Genomic DNA, 17574 nt, shown 5'->3' on the forward strand with positions numbered 1-17574 from the left:
GCCAGCGCCACGACGGCGGTGCCGTGCTGGTCGTCGTGCATGACCGGGCAGTCCAGCGCTTCGGTGACCCGGCGCTCCAGCTCGAAGCAGCGCGGCGCGGAGATGTCCTCCAGGTTCACCGCACCGAACGAGGGGCGCAGCCGGACCAGCGTTTCCACGATCTCGTCGACGTCCTTGGTGTCCAGGACCAGCGGGATCGAGTCGAGCCCGGCGAAGGTCTTGAACAGGGCGGACTTGCCCTCCATGACCGGCAGCGATGCCTTCGGGCCGATGTCGCCCAGACCGAGAACCGCGGATCCATCGCTGACCACGGCCACCAGGCGCTGAGTCCAGGTGTAGCGATCAGCCAAGGACGGATCGCTGGCGATCGCCCGGCTGACCTGCGCCACCCCGGGGGTGTACGCGATCGACAGGTCGCGCGCGCTGTCGAGCGGGGCGGTCACCGCAGCGGTGAGCTTGCCCCCTTCGTGCGCGGCGAAGATCTCTTCGTGGGTCAGCTCGGCACCGATTCCATTGGCGGTGCCCTCGTTGATGGTGGTCACGGCGTCCCTCCTATTGCCATGCCTGCGGCCCGAGCACTATCGAGCCGGGCGGATGCGACCTAGAACGGTCGCTGTCAACGCCGACTTCCCGGGCGTACCGGAGAAGAAGACGTCTATCGAAATACCGATACCGGCCATCCTGTTCGGACAGCGGCTCGGCGGACGCTGCGGTGCGGTTAGTCTGCCAGCCCTTTGAAGCAATGTCAGCGACAGGGATCACACGTCTCACCAGCAAAAAGGCGAGAATTTTACGAATTGGGACAGTACGCGCGTCATATTTTCCGAAGGCGAGATGCAGTACGCGCATCCTGTTTGCATTTCGCAGTTATGCGGTACGAGTGTCCGGTATTGCCATCTGAATCGAAACTGTTTGGAAAATGCGTGTGCCGACCTCTGGTTTTCCGCGATGCGATCGAGCAGGGGAACCTTCCTGTCACCGCCGCCCCACCGAACCGGCCCCGATCACGCCTCCTAGGCTCGGCACTCGTGCAGGTACGTCGACTTGAGATCACCGGGGCGTTCGAATTCACCCCAAAGGCTTTCCCCGACAGCCGCGGTCTGTTCGTGGCCCCGTTCCAGGAGAAGGCGTTCACCGAAGCCACCGGCCACCCGATGACCCTGGCCCAGACCAACCACAGCGTCTCGGCCCGCGACGTCATCCGCGGCGTGCACTTCGCCGACACCCCGCCCGGCCAGGCCAAGTACGTCTACTGCCCGCAGGGCGCGCTGCTGGACGTGGTCGTCGACATCCGCATCGGCTCCCCCACCTTCGGCCAGTGGGAGGCGATCCGCCTCGACTCGACCGAGTACCGCGCCCTCTACGTCGCCGAAGGACTCGGGCACGCGTTCCTGGCCCTCACCGACAACACCGTGATGACCTACCTGTGCTCCACCGGCTACAACCCCTCCGGCGAACACGGCATCAACCCGATGGACCCGGACCTCGGCCTGCCCTGGGCGAGCGAGCTCAGCGGTCCGGCGATCCTGTCCGAAAAGGACCGCGAAGCCCCCACTCTCGCCGAAGCCGCCGAGAACGGCCTGCTCCCCGACTTCAACACCTGCCTCGCGCACTACGAGTCGCTGCGCACCGAGCAGTGAGGACGGGAACCTTCCTGTCACGCCGAACAAGATGGCAGGAAGGTTCCCCTCCTCAGCGCACGCGGCCGGGCGATGGCCACAACCGCCAGCGCACCACGCCCAGCACCTGCGCGGGGCCGAGGTCGCGGGAGTCCGTCGAACCGAAACCGTTGTCGCCCTCCACGTGCCAGCCGCCGGCCTCGCGGCGCACGGCCCGCTTGACCGACAGCTGATGGGGACGTTGTTCCCACCGCACCAGCACGACATCACCCGCACGAGCAAGATCGCCGGTCCGGAACACCACCACGTCCTGGTCCCGAAGTGTGGGAACCATCGACGGTCCGCGCACCCGCAACCTGCGCAACGGCCACCGTCCGAGCGATTTCACCGGCACCTCCAGTAGGACGACGAGGATCTTCAAGAGTAGGGTCGGCCTCGTCGGAGCACTCACTTGTCAGGGAGGAATCATGCGACTCCTGTCGCGCATCCTCAGCCCCCGCCTGGAGGCGACCGCCCACTGCGACCTGCCGTGCGGCGTTTACGACCCCGCGCAGGCGCGGATCGAAGCGGAGTCGGTCAAGGCGATCCAGGAGAAGTACCAGGGCAACGAGGACCCGGAGTTCCGCACTCGCGCGATTCTGATCGCCGAGCAGCGCTCCGAGTTGGTCAAGCACCACCTGTGGGTGCTGTGGACCGACTACTTCAAGCCGCCGCACTTCGAGAAGTACCCGCAGCTGCACGAGCTGGTCAACAAGGCCACCAAGGCCGCGGGCGCGACCGGCACCAAGGGTTCGATGGACCCGGCCAAGGGCCAGGAGCTGCTGGACTACATCGCCGAGATCGACAAGATCTTCTGGGAGACCAAGAAGGGCTGATCTCCAGCGACCTTCGAGAACGCCGGCCAGCGGAAACGCTGGTCGGCGTTTTCTTTTTCGCACCCTCGTCCCGAGAGCGCAGATGGCAGAAAGGTTCCCATGCTCTCGTCGGCCCGAGCTGCGCGAAAGGTTCCCACGCTTCCGCCGGTGACGATCATGCGAGGCCTTCTCGGCAGCCATAGGCTGGCCTGCACGAACACCGACGTCTCGCGGAGTTGGGGAGAGCTCATGACCACCGCATGCCGAGAGCACACCGGCCACGACCACGCGCACGGGCCCGGCTGCGGGCACGTCGCCGTACCGCACGGCGACCACGTCGACTACGCCCACGACGGGCACCTGCACGCCGCGCACGGGGAGCACTACGACGAGTGCGAGGTCGGCGGGTACCAGGAGCACGGGTCCCACGACCACGTGCACGGCGAGAACTGCGGGCACGTCGCGGTTCCGCACGGCGACCACGTCGACTACGTCCACGACGGGCACCGCCACGCCGCCCACGGGGAGCACTACGACGAGCACTGACCGATGTGGACGACGTGACGTGAGTGACCTCGTTCTGCGTAAGCGCCGCGGATCCGTACGCTGCGATCCGTGGAACAGCGCGTCTACATCCTCCGGCACGGCACCACGGAGTGGTCCCTGACCGGTCAGCACACCAGTCGCACCGACATCCCCCTCACCGTCGAAGGCGAGCTGCGGGCACGTCAGGCGGGGCAGACCCTGACCGCCTTGCGCCCCGCCAGTCCCGTCACGGTGCTGTGCAGCCCGCGGAAGCGGGCGCAGCGCACCGCGGACCTCGCCGGGCTCGCCGACGTGATGACCGAACCGCTGCTGGTGGAGTGGGATTACGGCGACTACGAGGGTCTGACCACCGATCAGATCCGCGAGACCGTTCCGGACTGGACGGTGTGGAGCCACCCCTGCCCCGGCGGTGAAACCGCCTCCAACATCGCCACCCGCGCCGACGACCTGCTGGCGCGCGTGCGCGGGGCAGACACCGACGTGGTGCTCGTCGGGCACGGCCACTTCAGCCGGTGCCTGATCGCCCGCTGGCTGAACCTGCCCATCGCCTCCGGGGTCCACTTCGCCCTGGACGCCGCCGGGATCACCGTTCTCGGCCACGACCGGGGCGTTCCGCAGATCCAGCGGTCCAACATCCCCGCCTGGCAGCAGGGCTGAGCACCTTCCCCGCCGCACCACCGCGCAGAATGGGCCTGGAAGCACCAGGTTCGGTCGGCAGTGGAGGACGGGATGATCCGGCGGGCTCGCGAGGACGACGTGGCGGCGATGGTGGAGCTGGTGCACGAGCTCGCCAGGTACGAGGAGGAGCCCGATTCCTGCCACCTGACCGAGGAGCAGCTGCGGACGGCGCTGTTCGGGTCCGACCCCGCCCTGTTCGGGCACGTGGCCGAAGTGGACGGTGCTGTCGTCGGTTTGACCCTCTGGTTCCTGAACTTCTCCACCTGGGAAGGCGTCCACGGGATCTACCTGGAGGATCTCTACGTGCGGCCGGAGCACCGGGGTTCGGGCTTGGGCAAGCGGCTGCTGCGGACGCTGGCGAGCGAGTGCGTCGAGCGCGGCTACGCGCGGCTGGAGTGGTCGGTGCTGGACTGGAACGAGCCCTCGATCGCCTTCTACAAGGCCCAGGGCGCCTTCCCGATGGACGGTTGGAGCGTCTACCGGCTCACCGGGGACGCCCTGCGCTCCTTCGGGGGCTGACCGATCAGTCCTCGCGGGCGTCGGGGGCCATCGAGGCGTGGAACGACCACTCCCGGCCCTCGCGGTTGAACAGGAACCACAGCACCGCCACGGCGGGCACCGCGATGATCAGGCCGATCAGCGGCCGCCCGGACGGGCCGGTCGCGTACCACGCGGTGCCGAGCAGCAGCAGCTGCAGCAGCAGGGCGGGCGTGCGGGCCCAGTGCTTGCCCTTGATCAGGCCGATGCCCGCGGCGAGCACACCGGAGGCCAGCAGCGCGTAGTAGCCGGCCTCGCCCCACGTCTCGCTGCGTTCGAGCTGACCGACGCCGCCGAGGTCGCTGGAGGTGCTGCGGACCAGCAGCGCCACGACGAACACCAGGGCTGCCACCGCCTGCAGGGTGGTCAGCACGCCGGCGATGCGCACCGTGCGGGGAACGGTCTCGGTAGACAAGGCGCCCTCTCCTCGAACGGGGCCACGACCCCGCCAGTGACTCTGCGTGTGCACTTTCGATGGTAATACCGCCCGATCGCCGCATAGCTGCCGCAGGCCCCGAGACGACATGATCGACTCATGGCTGAAGCGGCGTTCGCGGATATCGGGGTGTCCGTCGATCTCGCCGCGTGCACGTCGGCAGCCGGTGCACAACAGTCGGGTGCGTTCCGGGGTTACGCATCCGGTTGTCACCGGAAACCGGTGGTCAGCGGCATGGCGCATCCGCTCCTGGTGCGTTCCGTAGCCGCGTCCGCCCGTGCCGCGCACCTCGGCCGGTCCCGGTCCGCATCGGACTCGGAGGTGACCGGACAGCCCAGTTGAGACTTCGCGGCACGCGGAACCGGGCCCCCGCGCCCGACGGACACGAAACCGTCTCGCTTAGGCTTCGGTTGTGCGCGCCGTTCTCGTCGTCAACCCGCAGGCGACCTCCACCACAGCCAGTGGCCGCGATGTGCTCGCCGCCGCCCTGGCCAGTGTGCTGAAGCTGGACGTCGTGGAGACGCGGCACTTCGGACACGCCTCGGAGGCCGCGAGGGACGCAGTGCGGGACGGTGCCGACCTGGTCATCGCGCACGGTGGCGACGGCACGGTCAACGAGGTGGTCAACGGCATGTTCGAGGTCGCCGAGCCCGGCGATCCCTCGATGCCGACGCTGGGCGTGGTGCCGGGTGGTTCGGCGAACGTGTTCGCCCGCGCGCTCGGGGTCCCCAAGGACCCCGTCGACGCCACGCACCACCTGATGCGCGCGCTGGCCGATCGCAGCACGCGCCAGGTCGGGTTGGGCAAGGCCGACGAGAGGTGGTTCACCTTCAACGCCGGCATCGGCTGGGACGCCGAGGTCGTCGCCGAGATGGAGCGCCAGCGGTCGCGCGGCCGCGAAGCCACCCCCGCCCTGTATGCCCGGATTGCCCTGGCCTGCTACGTTCGGATGGCCCGTGGGGAACCGAAGTTGAGCTTGCAAATCGGTGACGATCACCCGAGTGAGCTACTACACAGTGTGTTTGTCTCCAACACCGACCCGTGGACCTACCTGGGTTCGACGCCGGTCCGCATGAGCCCCGAGACCAGCTTCGACAACGGTCTCGGCGTGTTCGCGCTGAAGAAGATGACTGCCTACCCTGTGTTGCGACACGTAGCGGAGATGCTGCGCGGCAGAGGGAAACCACACGGAAGAAATTCAATTCAGGCTGCGGATGTGCCCCAACTACGCGTAACCTGTACGGAGCCGTTGCGCCTGCAGGTGGACGGCGATTGCCTGGGTGAGCGATCGGCGATCGAGTTCTCCTCAGTCCCGAACGCTCTCCGCGTCGCTGTATAACCTTCTGGTCACGGATGGACGTCGCTGCCGACTCATGACCCCCGTCTGAGTCCGGGAGCACACCGAAACCCCTGGTCAAGTCTCGTCGATCTTTCAGGTGAGTTCGCTCACCGCCCGAGATCGACCTCTTGACATCGCGGCAGTTCGTGAAAGCATTCACAAGCACACGGACTCCGTGAAAGCATTCACAAACACCCCGAACGAACTATCGGCGCGCATGGGCGCGCCTAGCGAGGAGCAAGGAACAATGGACTGGCGCCACGATGCGGTTTGCCGTGACGAGGACCCGGAGCTGTTCTTCCCGGTTGGGAACAGCGGTCCTGCTGTGCTGCAGATCGCCGAGGCGAAGGCCGTATGCCGCCGTTGTCCGGTTGCCTCTCAGTGCCTGGCGTGGGCACTCGAGAGCGGCCAGGACGCCGGTGTCTGGGGCGGCATGAGCGAAGACGAGCGGCGTGCCCTCAAGCGGCGCAACGCTCGCACCCGGGCGCGCACCAACGCCTGAGTAGCAGCTCGCTGAGACGTGGCCGGTCGGTCGCACCCCCGGTGACCGACCGCCCGTCTCGCCCCGGCCGCACACGGCCTCGCACCGCAAGAACTGACCCGACCCCGACTAGCAGCTCCGGCCGATCAGCGTCGATGTCGGTCCCGCACGTTCCAGCCGATCTCCCCATCACCACGGGGTAGCCGGAACCGGGGAAACCGACCCGATCGGCCCGACGTCCCCGGCGCGTGGGGATGTCACCCGAGTGATCGACGCACCAGCGTGGCACCCAATATACGGGCCGTCATCGTCGGTACTTCAGAGGCACCCGCAAAACCGCCTCGGTACCACGTTGATGACCGCGGCCACGCAAGCTCAGAGACCCGCGGAGCTCAGACTCCACCAGGGTCCGCACGATCTGCAGGCCGAGACGTTCGGCGCGCTCGAGGGAGAATCCCTTCGGCAGGCCACGACCGTCATCCGAGATGACGACGTCGAGCCAGCGCGCCGAACGCTCCGCCTGCACGACCACTTCCCCGCCTTGGCCCTCCGGGAAGGCGTGCTCGAAAGCGTTCTGCACCAGCTCGGTCAGGACCATCACCAGCGGCGTGGCCAGTTCCGCCGACACCACCCCGAACTTCCCGCCGCGGCTGACCTTCACCCCGGTCTCGGCGACGGCGACGTCGCTCATCATCGGGATCACCCGGTCCACCACGTCGTCGAGGTCGACCCGCTCGTCCACCGACATCGACAGCGTCTCGTGCACCAAGGCGATCGAGGTCACCCGCCGCACCGACTCGTCCAGCGCCAGCCGGGCCTCGTTGTTGCCGGTGCGCCGCGACTGCAACCGCAGCAGCGCCGCCACGGTCTGCAGGTTGTTCTTCACGCGGTGGTGGATCTCGCGGATCGTGGCGTCCTTGGACATCAACGCCCGGTCCCGCCGCTTGACCTCGGTGACGTCGCGGACCAGCACCAGCGCGCCAGCGGACTGGCCGCGCGGGCGCAGCGGCAGCGCGCGGAACAGCACCGTCGCACCGCGCGCCTCGGCTTCGATGCGCATGCTGGGCTCACCGCCCATCGCCCGCCGGACCCGCTGCGAGACCTCGTCCGCGTCGAACGGGTCGTTGAGCAGCGACCTCGTCAGCGGCGCCAGCTGGGCGCCCACCAGGTCGGCCGCGTGGCCCATGCGGTGGTAGGCCGACAGCGCGTTGGGACTGGCGAACACGACCGTTCCCGAGTTGTCCAGCCTGATCAGGCCGTCACCGACGCGCGGACTGGTGTGCACGTCGGGCGCCGGTTCCGGCGTGGGGAACGTGCCATCGGCGACCATCTGGCACAGGTCGGCGGCGCTGCCCAGGTAGGAGATCTCCAGCGGACTGGGCACTCTCGGCACGGCGAGGTTGGTGTCGCGGCTGAGCACCGCCACGATCTCGTCGCCCAGCTTCACCGGGATCGTCTCGCGCCGCACCGGAACCCCCAGGTGCCAGCGCGGGTCCTCCTCGCGGCAGATGCGGCCCTCCAGGGCGGCCCGCCGGAGCTGCGGGTGGTCGTCCTGGGTGACCTCGGAGCCGACCACGTCCTCCGGGTGCGCGGTGGGCGCGGTGGTGGGACGGGCCTGGGCGACGCACAGGAAGCGGTCCTCGGGCGCCTCCGAGGGGCCGATCGGCACCCACATGATGAAATCCGCGAACGACAGGTCGCTCAGCAACTGCCACTCGGCGACCACCAGCTGCAGGTGGTCGGCGGCAGTGCCGGACAGTCCCGTGTGTTCGGCGAGAAGATCACTCAGCGTGGACAAGGCGGTCCTCCGGGTCGGCTGCTCGGATCGAAGCGGGTCGTCACTCGACGACAGCGATCAGATCGCCCTCCTGAACGACGTCACCCGGCTTGACAGCCATGGTGCTGATCTTGCCGGACACCTCGCTGAGCACCGGGATCTCCATGCTCATGGACTCCAGGAGCACCAGCGAGTCACCGTCGTGGACCGCGTCGCCCTCGGACATCGGCACCGCCATGACGTTGGCCACCATCTCGGCGCGGATCTCCTCGGCCATCTCTTCCTCCTCGTCGCGGCCGACTCCGGCCCCTGCTTAGGAAACCACGACCGCCACCACCCGCCGACGGCAGGTATCGGACATGGCAGACTGGAACCTCGAAATCCCAGCGGAGACCGGGTGTCAGTTGATCACTCGCGGTCACCGGGCTGGAGTGAAACTCGAACTTCGAGGGAGTCGCCTTATGGGCAAGCGCGCGCGCAAGAAGAAGGACCGGCGCAAGAACAAGGCCAACCACGGCAAGCGCCCCAACTCGTGATCGAGGCGGCAACCGCCGCACCCGAGAAGCGAAGGGCCCCGGACCGCACGGTCCGGGGCCCTTCGCGTGAGCGGAGCCTCAGCGCTTCTTCTTCTTGTTGTCGGCTCGGGCGGCCGCGCGGCGCTCGCGGCGGGTGCCGCTCCGGGTCTCCGGGTCGTCCTGCTCGGAGATCTTCTGCACCTCGCCGGTCTCGTCCGGGCCGGAGTAGCTCAGGCGCTGGTTGCCGGGGGCCTGCAGACCGCCGCCGCGCAGCGCGGGCGGGGTCTCTTCACCGTCGCCGGGGCCTCCGGCGAGCTGGCTCAGGGCCGGGCCCGCCGAAGCGGGCTTGGCCCGCCGGGAACGCGCGCCCTGGGGCTGAGCGCTCGCCTGCGGGACCTGCGGCGTCTGCGGGACCTCGGGGACACCATTGCCCGCCTGGCTCACCGAGACCGGCACGGCCGGCTGCTCAGGTGCGGGCTCGGGCTCGGCGGCCTCGACCTGGACGTTGAACAGGAAGCCGACCGACTCCTCCTTCAACGCGTCCAGCATGCCACCGAACATGTCGAAGCCCTCGCGGCGGTACTCGATCAGCGGGTCGCGCTGCGCCATGGCGCGCAGGCCGATGCCCTCCTTGAGGTAGTCCATCTCGTAGAGGTGCTCGCGCCACTTGCGGTCCAGGACGCTGAGCAGCACGCGCCGCTCCAGCTCCCGCATCGCACCGGGTCCGACCTTGCCGTCGACCTCGGCCTCGCGCTTGGCGTAGGCGTCCTTGGCGTCGGCGGTGATCAGCTCCAGCAGGTGTTCCTTGCTGAGGTCGTCGTCCTCCTCGACCAGCGTCTCCCAGTTCAGGCCGACCGGGTACAGCGAGCCCAGCGCCTTCCAGAGCTTCTCGAAGTCCCAGTCCTCGGCGTAGCCGGCGGAGGTCTCGGCGTCGACGTAGGCGGTGATGACGTCGGTGAGCATGTGCATGACCTGCTCCTGCAGGTCCTCACCGGCCAGGACGCGGCGGCGCTCGTCGTAGATGACGGTGCGCTGCTGGTTCATCACCTCGTCGTACTTGAGGACGTTCTTGCGGATCTCCATGTTCTGCTGCTCGACCTGCGTCTGAGCGCTGCGGATCGCGCGGGAGACCATCTTGTGCTCGATCGGGACGTCGTCGGGCACCTTCAGGCGCGTCATGACGGTCTCGACCATGGCGGAGTTGAACCGGCGCATGAGCTCGTCGCCCAGCGACAGGTAGAAGCGGGATTCGCCGGGGTCGCCCTGACGGCCGGAACGACCGCGCAGCTGGTTGTCGATGCGGCGGGACTCGTGCCGCTCGGTGCCGAGCACGTAGAGGCCGCCGGCCTCGCGGACCCGGTCGGCTTCGGCGTCGACCTGCACCCTGATCTTCTCGACGACGGCGGGCCACTCGGCCTCGTACTGCTCGCGGTTCTGCACCGGGTCCAGGCCGCGCTCGCGCAGCTCGGCGTCGGCGAGGTGGTCGACGTTGCCGCCCAGCACGATGTCGGTACCGCGGCCGGCCATGTTGGTGGCGACGGTGACGGCGCCGAGACGACCGGCCTCGGCGATGATCGCGGCTTCGCGCTGGTGGTTCTTCGCGTTGAGCACGTTGTGCGGGACGCCGAGCTTGGTCAGCAGCTTCGACAGGTACTCGGAGCGCTCGACGCTGGTGGTGCCGACCAGGACCGGCTGGCCCTTCTCGTGGCGCTCGGAGATGTCCTCGGCGACGGCCTCGAACTTGGCGGGCTCTCCCTTGTAGACAAGGTCGGGCTGGTCGATGCGGGCCATCGGCTCGTTGGTGGGGATGGGCACCACGCCGAGCTTGTAGGTGGCGTGGAACTCGGCCGCCTCGGTCTCGGCGGTACCGGTCATGCCGCCCAGCTTGTCGTAGAGGCGGAAGTAGTTCTGCAGCGTGATCGTGGCCAGCGTCTGGTTCTCGGCCTTGATCTCGACGCCTTCCTTGGCCTCGATCGCCTGGTGCATGCCCTCGTTGTAGCGGCGACCGGCCAGGATTCGGCCGGTGAACTCGTCGACGATGGACACCTCGCCGTCGCGGACGATGTAGTCCTTGTCGCGCTGGTAGAGCTCCTTGGCCTTGAGCGCGTTGTTGAGGTAGCCGACGAGCGGCGTGTTCGCGGCCTCGTAGAGGTTCTCGATGCCGAGCTGGTCCTCGATGATCGACACGCCCTCTTCGGTGACGCCGACCGTGCGCTTGCGCTCGTCGACCTCGTAGTGCGCGTCGCGCTTGAGGATGGGGGCGAGCCGGGCGAACTCCTGGTACCAGCGGGAGGACTGGTCGGCGGGGCCCGAGATGATCAGCGGGGTCCGGGCTTCGTCGATGAGGATGGAGTCGACCTCGTCGACCACGGCGAAGTGGTGGCCGCGCTGCACGCAGTCGGCGAGGCTCCAGGCCATGTTGTCGCGCAGGTAGTCGAAGCCGAACTCGTTGTTGGTGCCGTAGGTGATGTCGGCGGTGTAGGCCTGGCGGCGCTGCTCCGGGGTCATCTCGGCGAGGATCGCGCCGACTTCCAGGCCGAGGAAGCGGTGCACGCGGCCCATCCACTCGGCGTCGCGCTTGGCGAGGTAGTCGTTGACGGTGACCACGTGCACGCCTTCGCCGGTGATGGCGTTGAGGTAGGCGGGCAGGACGCAGGTCAGGGTCTTGCCCTCACCGGTCTTCATCTCGGCGATGTTGCCCAGGTGCAGGGCGGCACCGCCCATCAGCTGCACGTCGAAGTGCCGCTGGCCGAGGGTGCGCTTGGCGCCTTCGCGGGCGACCGCGAAGGCTTCGGGCAGCAGCTCGTCGAGCGACTCCCCCTCGCTGTGGCGGCGCTTGAACTCGTCTGTCTTGCCCCGCAGCTCGGTATCGGACAAACCGGCGACGGTGTCTTCGAGCTCGTTGATGTGCGCTGCGATAGCACGCAGGCGCTTGAGTATCTTGCCCTCGCCGGCGCGGAGCAGTCGGGACAGGACCATCCGGTCGACCTCGCTAGCTGATCGTGACGCGTCCGTCACGGACGCTTTGTGGCCATCGTATTAGAGCTGGCTGTGGGGGTGTGCCGTAGTCCGATGCAGCGTTGGCGGACCGCAACACACGGCTGTCCCCCGCGAACCACCGTACGCGGGGGACAGCCGTGTGGGTCGGGCGTGGCGCAGACTCGCCCTCTGGCCGTCAGGCGAGCGGCGTCAGCCGCGTTCTGCTTCACGCTCTCGCAGCTCGCACCGCTGCGGGTTCTGGGGCGTCATCTGGGGAGGACGACCACTCCGCGTGGGTCGGGAGTGGCACTCGCAGTACAGACGGCGCCTCAGGTTCCGCCGGCCAAGCCGCCCAGATTGGTTTTCACGCGTCGGCGAGTCGGATCACGCCGTAGTCGAATCCCTTCCTGCGGTAGACGACGCTGGGACGCCCGCTGTCGGCGTCGGAGAAGAGGTAGAAATCGTGCCCCACCAGTTCCATCTGGTAGAGGGCTTCGTCGACGGTCATCGGTTTGGCCGAGTGCTCCTTCTCGCGCACGACCTGGCCGGGGGCGTAGCCGTCCTCTTCGGTCATGCGCTGTCCCGGCACCTCGGCGGTGTGCGCGGGAGCTTCCTGGGGCGCTTCGAGCAGCGCGGTTCGGCCTTCGGCTCCACCGGAGCCGGACCCGATCGGGCCGGTCACCACTGGCCGGTCCGCCATCGCTGCGGTCGCCTCTGCCACGGAAGTCGGGTTGTGCTGTCCGTAGTGCACCTTTCTACGGTCGTGCATGCGCCGGAGCCTGCTCTCCAGCTTGGTCGTCGCGGCGTCGAGCGCGGCGTAGAAGTCGCCTGCACAAGCTTGGGCGCGAATAGGAGCGCCCTTGCCCTTCAGAGTGATCTCGACTCGCTGGCAGTTCTTGGCCTGGCGGGGATTCTTCTCGTGGAACAGTTCCACTTCCGCCCGAATGGCCTTCCGGTTGTACCGCTCAAGCCGGGTCATCTTGGTGTTGACGTGCTCCCGGTAGTGATCGGGAACCTGAACGTTACGACCCTTGACGACGATATCCATTCACGACCTCCGTTCCTTGCAAGCTCCGTAGGCGAGGTGTGCACGGGGGCGCCTGGAAAGGAGATCAGCTCACTTCAGGCGCCAGGGACATGGGTTTTCGCTCCTTCCCTCCGCCTCGATTGGCTGGATTGGTTCGCCACGTTAGCTCGGTTTATCGATTTGTGACACCCCCTCAGACGGGCGAAGTCAAGCATCCACCGAGAGTGATGTTTGCTGCCGAAAGCAGCAGATCACGCTGCGTGCCAGGCGTGGCCGGAGTGAGCCGCCGAACGGGTGGTTCACCCGTTCGGGTAGAAGGCGCAGTAGCTCTGCGCATGGTGGCGATTGGCGTTTTTTGCCAGCTCACACACGGAGAACGAACGCGAGCGCTGATCAGTTCCTGGGCCGATCAGGTCGGGCGAAATCACTCGACGAGATCAACCGGCGGTCGCGGTCAGGGCGAGCGCCACCTCGACCGGGCGTCCGGCCACGTCGAGAGCGGCCGCAGCGCCGGTCACCGTCGCTCCCGATGTCACGACGTCGTCGAGCAACGCGACCTGCGCCCCGCTCGGCGGCAGCCGGCCAGGGCGCACCAGCACCCGGCCGGAGAGGTTGTCGAGGCGTTGCTGCGGGGTGAGCCCCGCCGAATCCGCGGCGCCCGGACCGGTCAGCAGGCAGTCGGCGACGCGCGCCGGCATCCCCGCGGCGCTGAGCTCGACCGCCGCGAAGCGCGCGATCCGGGCCATGTGAGCGCCGCCGCGCCGCCGCGAGGCCATCGCGCGCGAGGGCGCGGGCACCAGCCACCACCCGGGTTCCAGCGATCGGTCGAGGGTGATCGAGCGCAGCCCCGTGGCCAGCTGCGCGCCCAGCGGAGCGGCGAGCGCGCGCTGACCGTCCTCCTTGTAGGCCAGCACCGCGCGCCGGGCGGCGCCCCGGTATCGGCCGAGGGCGAACACCGGTGGCGAGTTCCCGAAGAGCGGCCGGTCGACCCGGCGCAGCCCGCCGAGTCCGCCCGCGCAACGCGGGCACCACGCGGTGCCCGCGACGTCGCAGCCGACGCAGTGCAGCGGCAGCAGCAGGTCGGCCAGACCGGAGAGCGCTTCGCGCAGGGAGGACAGCACCGGCCGATCATTGCCCGATCGCCGATCCGACTCACCGACGCGCGTCGGCGATCAGCGAAGCCGGTGCCCCATCCACCGCCCTCGCCGCCGGGGGTTCTGAGCGGGAATGGGGCGAGCGATCAGCCCGGGTAGAACGGGATGGACGCGCCTCCGATCGGAGCGTCGGTCAGGGACCAGACGTCGTCGGTGTCCCGGGACTGCCAGATGCCGTGGCGATCGGCGACCACCACCTGGCCTCCCGGACCGACGGTGACCGCGGTCAGCGGCTGCCCGAGGTTCGCCGCCGTGTAGGGCTCCCAGCGGAAGCCGTCCACGGACAGGTCGTAGACCGGGTAGTTGTTGCTGTCGGTGATCGCGACGAGCGACTCGTCCTGCCGCCACTCCACCGACGTGACCTGCATGCCCTGCGGAGCGCGCAGCTCCACCGGCCGTTGCAGCACCGCGTGGCCGTCCTGCTCGGCGACCCCGGCGACCACCACGCTGCCGTCGATGACCGCCGCGATCCGGGTGCCGTCGCGGGACAACCGCAGGTCGGTGATGGGACGTCCGGGCGGCAGCGCGCGGGTGTCGACGGTCTGCGGGGTCCACTCGCCGCCGGTGTCGACCACGCGCACCACGCCGCGGCCGTCGACGACCGTCCACGCCTCTTCCTCGCCGCGCCACGTCGGCTTGCTCATGTAGTTGCCGACCGTGGGCAGCTCGGCCAGCTGCTCGCCGAAGTCGCCGACGCGCAGCGCCACACCACCGGGACGGCGGGTGACCGCGGCGAGCTTGTCGCCGTGCGGCGACCGCCCCGCGCGCACCACGTCGTACTCGCCGGAACCGGCCGGTCCCGGGATCGGGCGCGCGTTCCGGTCGAGCACCAGGACGCGCTCGTCGACCACCGCCAGGCCCGGCAGGTCCGGGCGCTGCACGTTGTCGGCCTCGTACTGCTCCATGTCGGTGGGCCGCAGGTCCTTGCCGTCGGGCAGCAGCGGCACGCCCTCTTCCTTGATGCGGACACGTGCGCTGCTCACGCCTTCGAGCGTGTAGACGACCTGCGCGGCGATCAGCTTGCGCGTCTCGGGCGAGACCTCGCCAAGCTCGCTGAGGTTGACCTCCATGGCGCCGTCCGCGGCCTCGGTGGTGTTGGTCTTGGGGTGCACTCCGGCCGGGATGGCGGTGCGCATCGCCTGCCGCATGCCCTCCGACGGCCCGGAGGTCAGCAGGTCGATGACCCGGCGCGGCAGCGTGGTGGCCGGTTGCGCCACCACGTAGCGCAGGTCGGAGGCGACGCCGGTGAGGTCGTGGTCGAGGAAGTAGATCGGCACCGGCCGGAAGATGGAGCTGAAGGACGTCTTGCTCACGACCAGCTCCGGCGGCGGCGTGGTGATCCGCCACTGGCCGTTGTTCTGGCGCTCCACCCGCACGTCCACGGCGAACTCGCCGGTCTCCGGCACGAACGAGGAATCGGCGAGCAGCCTGCCGATCCGGTCGGCCCGCAGCGTCACCAGCTGGACCCCGTCGGGCAGCGGCTGCGGCGTGGCGACCGGGATGGTGTCGACGTTCTCCACGATCAGCATGCCCGGCGGTGGCGTCCAGTTGCGCTCCATCGACTCCGCGAGGTGCTTGCGGGCCGACTCGTGGTTGCTGGCGGGAGAGGCGGCCTTGTCGACGAAGCTGCGCACCAGGGCCAGCGGGTCGATGTCGTCCGGTGGCGGGTTGATCGGGATGGTCGTGTTGCTGCCGTCGACCTCCTTGACCGCCTTGGGCTCGGAGGTTTCCGGGATCGACGCGCATGCCGACACCGACAGCAGCAGGACCAGCAGTGCCGCCAGTCGGCGTGACCGGTGCGCGTCCATCACTTCTCCTCCCAGGACTCTTCGGTCAGGCGAGCGGGCCCCTTGTCGCGGACGTCCTGCTCACCGTCCCCTTCGGACGGCCGTTCCACGCCGGTGGCCAGCAGCGCTTCGGGGGCGGCGATGCGGCGGGTGCTCGGCAGCGACAGCGGGCTGGTCTCGGGTTCCTTGCCGGGTTTGCGCGGCAGCGTCAGGCGGAAGCAGGAGCCTTCGCCGGGTTCGCCCCAGGCGTCGAGGTCGCCGCCGTGCAGGCGGGCGTCCTCCTGGCTGATCGACAGGCCGAGCCCGGTGCCGCCGCTGCGCCGGTTGCGGGAGGGGTCGGCGCGCCAGAAGCGGGTGAACACCAGCTCGGCCTCGCCGCTGCGCAGCCCCACGCCGTAGTCCCGGACGGTGACGGCGACGGCCTGCTCGTTGCCTCCGAAGCGCAGCTCGACCGGGCCGCCTTCGGCGTGGTCGATGGCGTTGGCCACGAGGTTGCGCATGATCCGTTCGACGCGGCGGGCGTCGGCGACGATGGTGAGGTCGGTGCCGTCGGCGGGTGCGAGCACGCGGAGTTCGACGCCGCTGGTGTCGGCGATGGCGCGCACGGATTCGGCGGCGCGTTCGGCGATCTCGTGCAGGTCGAGCCGCTCGGCGGCCAGGTCGGCGACGCCCGCGTCGAGGCGGGAGATCTCCAGCAGGTCGGCGAGCAGCAGCTCGAACCGGTCGAGCTCGTCGACCAGCAGCTCGGTGGAGCGCGACAGGCCGGGCGGGAACTCCTCGCGGGAGGCGTGCAGGACGTCGGCGGCCATCCGGACCGTGGTCAGCGGGGTGCGCAGCTCGTGCGAGACGTCGGAGGTGAAGCGGCGCTGCAGCTGGCCGAACTCCTCCAGCTGCGTGATCTGCTGCTTGAGGCTGTCGGCCATCTCGTTGAACGACTCGGCGAGCCGGGCCATGTCGTCCTCGCCGATCACCCGCATCCGCTTGTCCAGGTCGCCTTCGGCGAGCTGCTCGGCGGTCTGCGCGGCCTGCCGCACCGGGCGCACGACCTGGCGGGTCACCAGGTTGGTGATCGCTCCCAGCAGCGCCAGCAGCACCACGGCGCTGACCAGCAGGGTCCGCTGCAGGCCGGCGAGGGTCTGCTGCTCGGCGGTCAGCGGGAACAGCAGGTAGATCTGCAACGGGCGGGTCGCGCTGGACACCGGTGTCCCGACGATCACCATCGTGACCGGGCCGTTCTCCCGCTGCACCGTGTGGATCTTGGTGGCGAGCTGGCCGCGCTCGACGAACACGCGCAGGTCCTCGGGCACGTCCTCGATGGGACCGGCGGCGGGCTGCTCGTTGCGCGCGCCGGGCGCTCGACCGTCCACCAGCACGGCGGTGAACGCACCGGCGACATCGCTGGTGGACTGGCCGGAGGACGAGGTCGTCAGCCGGTTCAGGGCGGCTTGCAGCTGCTCGGAGACGCTGTCGGAGTTGGGGTCGACGGCGGTGAGCTCGCGCTCCAGGATGGGCAGGCTCACCTCGGCCTGCGCGATCGCGCCCTGCTCCTTGGACTCCAGCAGCTGGGAGGTGATCTGCCACTGCAGCACCATGCCCAGCACTATCACCACGGCCAGCGACAGCGCGAGGGTGCTGACGACGACGCGCAGCTGCATCGACCGCCGCCACAGCGCCTCGAAGCGGTGCCAGCGAGCGCGCGTCTCCTCGCGGACACGACTGCTCAACAACCGCACCCAGCGGCTCTGGCGCGTCCACACGCTCACGGTGACCGTCCCTGTTCCAACACCACGGGCAAGCGGCGGAGCCGCTTTCTCTGTGCCCACTCTCGCAGCTGGCACCGCCGCA

The 17574-nt window shown here is 68.9% G+C and carries 17 protein-coding genes and 1 pseudogene; 8 read left to right on the top strand and 10 right to left on the bottom strand.

The window, feature by feature from the left end:
* A pseudogene (locus tag AB0J78_RS16350) lies at window positions 1-542 on the bottom strand (NAD-dependent malic enzyme); the annotation flags it as partial.
* A 486-nt stretch (window positions 543-1028) separates the two neighbouring features.
* On the opposite strand from AB0J78_RS16350, the gene AB0J78_RS16355 reads away from it, so the two are divergent.
* Window positions 1029-1640 (top strand): dTDP-4-dehydrorhamnose 3,5-epimerase family protein, encoded by a 612-nt coding sequence (locus AB0J78_RS16355; RefSeq protein ID WP_363789762.1) that lies wholly within the window; start codon window positions 1029-1031, stop codon window positions 1638-1640.
* 52 nt (window positions 1641-1692) lie between these two features.
* On the opposite strand, the gene AB0J78_RS16360 is transcribed toward AB0J78_RS16355, so the two are convergent.
* Window positions 1693-2007, bottom strand: coding sequence for a S26 family signal peptidase (locus tag AB0J78_RS16360; protein WP_363789763.1), 315 nt, complete (start codon window positions 2005-2007; stop codon window positions 1693-1695).
* A gap of 79 nt (window positions 2008-2086) precedes the next feature.
* On the opposite strand from AB0J78_RS16360, the gene sodN reads away from it, so the two are divergent.
* From sodN to AB0J78_RS16380, 4 genes are all read left to right on the top strand, one after another.
* Window positions 2087-2494 carry a superoxide dismutase, Ni gene (sodN, locus tag AB0J78_RS16365; RefSeq protein ID WP_132619066.1) on the top strand — a complete coding sequence of 136 codons (408 nt, stop codon included), beginning with the start codon at window positions 2087-2089 and terminating at the stop codon, window positions 2492-2494.
* 228 nt (window positions 2495-2722) lie between these two features.
* Complete coding sequence (locus tag AB0J78_RS16370; RefSeq protein WP_363790417.1) at window positions 2723-3019, top strand: hypothetical protein; 297 nt, start codon at window positions 2723-2725, stop codon at window positions 3017-3019.
* Window positions 3020-3088: 69 nt separating this feature from the next.
* Window positions 3089-3676 carry a histidine phosphatase family protein gene (locus AB0J78_RS16375; RefSeq protein WP_363789764.1) on the top strand — a complete coding sequence of 196 codons (588 nt, stop codon included), beginning with the start codon at window positions 3089-3091 and terminating at the stop codon, window positions 3674-3676.
* 72 nt (window positions 3677-3748) lie between these two features.
* Window positions 3749-4216 carry a GNAT family N-acetyltransferase gene (locus AB0J78_RS16380; protein WP_363789765.1) on the top strand — a complete coding sequence of 156 codons (468 nt, stop codon included), beginning with the start codon at window positions 3749-3751 and terminating at the stop codon, window positions 4214-4216.
* A 4-nt stretch (window positions 4217-4220) separates the two neighbouring features.
* Here AB0J78_RS16380 and AB0J78_RS16385 read toward each other — a convergent pair whose 3' ends face one another.
* Complete coding sequence (locus AB0J78_RS16385; protein ID WP_363789766.1) at window positions 4221-4649, bottom strand: hypothetical protein; 429 nt, start codon at window positions 4647-4649, stop codon at window positions 4221-4223.
* Window positions 4650-5082: 433 nt separating this feature from the next.
* On the opposite strand from AB0J78_RS16385, the gene AB0J78_RS16390 reads away from it, so the two are divergent.
* The gene (locus AB0J78_RS16390) at window positions 5083-6009 is read left to right on the top strand and encodes a diacylglycerol kinase family protein (protein WP_363789767.1); all 927 of its coding nucleotides are present in this window, start codon (window positions 5083-5085) and stop codon (window positions 6007-6009) included.
* Between the two features lie 247 nt (window positions 6010-6256).
* Window positions 6257-6511 carry a WhiB family transcriptional regulator gene (locus AB0J78_RS16395; RefSeq protein WP_093413759.1) on the top strand — a complete coding sequence of 85 codons (255 nt, stop codon included), beginning with the start codon at window positions 6257-6259 and terminating at the stop codon, window positions 6509-6511.
* 283 nt (window positions 6512-6794) lie between these two features.
* Here the strand turns inward: AB0J78_RS16395 and AB0J78_RS16400 are convergent, their stop codons facing one another.
* Window positions 6795-8288, bottom strand: coding sequence for a histidine kinase N-terminal domain-containing protein (locus AB0J78_RS16400; protein WP_363789768.1), 1494 nt, complete (start codon window positions 8286-8288; stop codon window positions 6795-6797).
* A 40-nt stretch (window positions 8289-8328) separates the two neighbouring features.
* Entirely contained in the window at window positions 8329-8544 is a 216-nt protein-coding gene (locus tag AB0J78_RS16405) for a biotin/lipoyl-binding carrier protein (RefSeq protein WP_363789769.1), read from the bottom strand.
* Between the two features lie 82 nt (window positions 8545-8626).
* Here AB0J78_RS16405 and AB0J78_RS16410 point away from each other — a divergent pair, with 82 nt between their 5' ends.
* Window positions 8627-8803, top strand: a complete 177-nt coding sequence (locus AB0J78_RS16410) for a hypothetical protein (RefSeq protein ID WP_165943688.1) — start codon at window positions 8627-8629, stop codon at window positions 8801-8803.
* A 78-nt stretch (window positions 8804-8881) separates the two neighbouring features.
* Here the strand turns inward: AB0J78_RS16410 and secA are convergent, their stop codons facing one another.
* The 5 genes from secA to mtrB all read right to left on the bottom strand — a co-directional run bounded on the left by secA (window position 8882) and on the right by mtrB (window position 17456).
* Complete coding sequence (secA, locus tag AB0J78_RS16415) at window positions 8882-11761, bottom strand: preprotein translocase subunit SecA (RefSeq protein ID WP_363789770.1); 2880 nt, start codon at window positions 11759-11761, stop codon at window positions 8882-8884.
* 364 nt (window positions 11762-12125) lie between these two features.
* Window positions 12126-12809: a ribosome-associated translation inhibitor RaiA gene (gene raiA / locus AB0J78_RS16420; RefSeq protein WP_363789771.1), complete on the bottom strand. Its 684-nt coding sequence runs from the start codon at window positions 12807-12809 to the stop codon at window positions 12126-12128.
* 416 nt (window positions 12810-13225) lie between these two features.
* Window positions 13226-13909, bottom strand: a complete 684-nt coding sequence (locus AB0J78_RS16425; protein WP_363789772.1) for a ComF family protein — start codon at window positions 13907-13909, stop codon at window positions 13226-13228.
* 119 nt (window positions 13910-14028) lie between these two features.
* A complete protein-coding gene (locus AB0J78_RS16430) occupies window positions 14029-15750 on the bottom strand; it encodes an LpqB family beta-propeller domain-containing protein (protein WP_363789773.1) in 1722 nt (573 codons plus the stop codon).
* Window positions 15750-17456, bottom strand: a complete 1707-nt coding sequence (gene mtrB / locus AB0J78_RS16435; RefSeq protein WP_363790419.1) for an MtrAB system histidine kinase MtrB — start codon at window positions 17454-17456, stop codon at window positions 15750-15752. Before mtrB ends, AB0J78_RS16430 begins: the two co-directional genes overlap by 1 nt.
* Between the last annotated feature and the right edge of the window lie 118 nt (window positions 17457-17574).

The organism is Saccharopolyspora sp. NPDC049426, assembly GCF_040676935.1.
GTDB lineage: Bacteria > Actinomycetota > Actinomycetes > Mycobacteriales > Pseudonocardiaceae > Saccharopolyspora.

Bases quoted from the DNA above. Each gene is read 5' to 3' on its own strand.
- AB0J78_RS16410 (WP_165943688.1), top strand. From the start codon at position 8,627: ATGGCAGACTGGAACCTCGAAATCCCAGCGGAGACCGGGTGTCAGTTG.
- secA (WP_363789770.1), bottom strand. From the start codon at position 11,761: ATGGTCCTGTCCCGACTGCTCCGCGCCGGCGAGGGCAAGATACTCAAG.
- raiA (WP_363789771.1), bottom strand. From the start codon at position 12,809: ATGGATATCGTCGTCAAGGGTCGTAACGTTCAGGTTCCCGATCACTAC.
- sodN (WP_132619066.1), top strand. From the start codon at position 2,087: ATGCGACTCCTGTCGCGCATCCTCAGCCCCCGCCTGGAGGCGACCGCC.
- AB0J78_RS16395 (WP_093413759.1), top strand. From the start codon at position 6,257: ATGGACTGGCGCCACGATGCGGTTTGCCGTGACGAGGACCCGGAGCTG.
- AB0J78_RS16430 (WP_363789773.1), bottom strand. From the start codon at position 15,750: ATGGACGCGCACCGGTCACGCCGACTGGCGGCACTGCTGGTCCTGCTG.
- AB0J78_RS16405 (WP_363789769.1), bottom strand. From the start codon at position 8,544: ATGGCCGAGGAGATCCGCGCCGAGATGGTGGCCAACGTCATGGCGGTG.
- AB0J78_RS16370 (WP_363790417.1), top strand. From the start codon at position 2,723: ATGACCACCGCATGCCGAGAGCACACCGGCCACGACCACGCGCACGGG.
- AB0J78_RS16380 (WP_363789765.1), top strand. From the start codon at position 3,749: ATGATCCGGCGGGCTCGCGAGGACGACGTGGCGGCGATGGTGGAGCTG.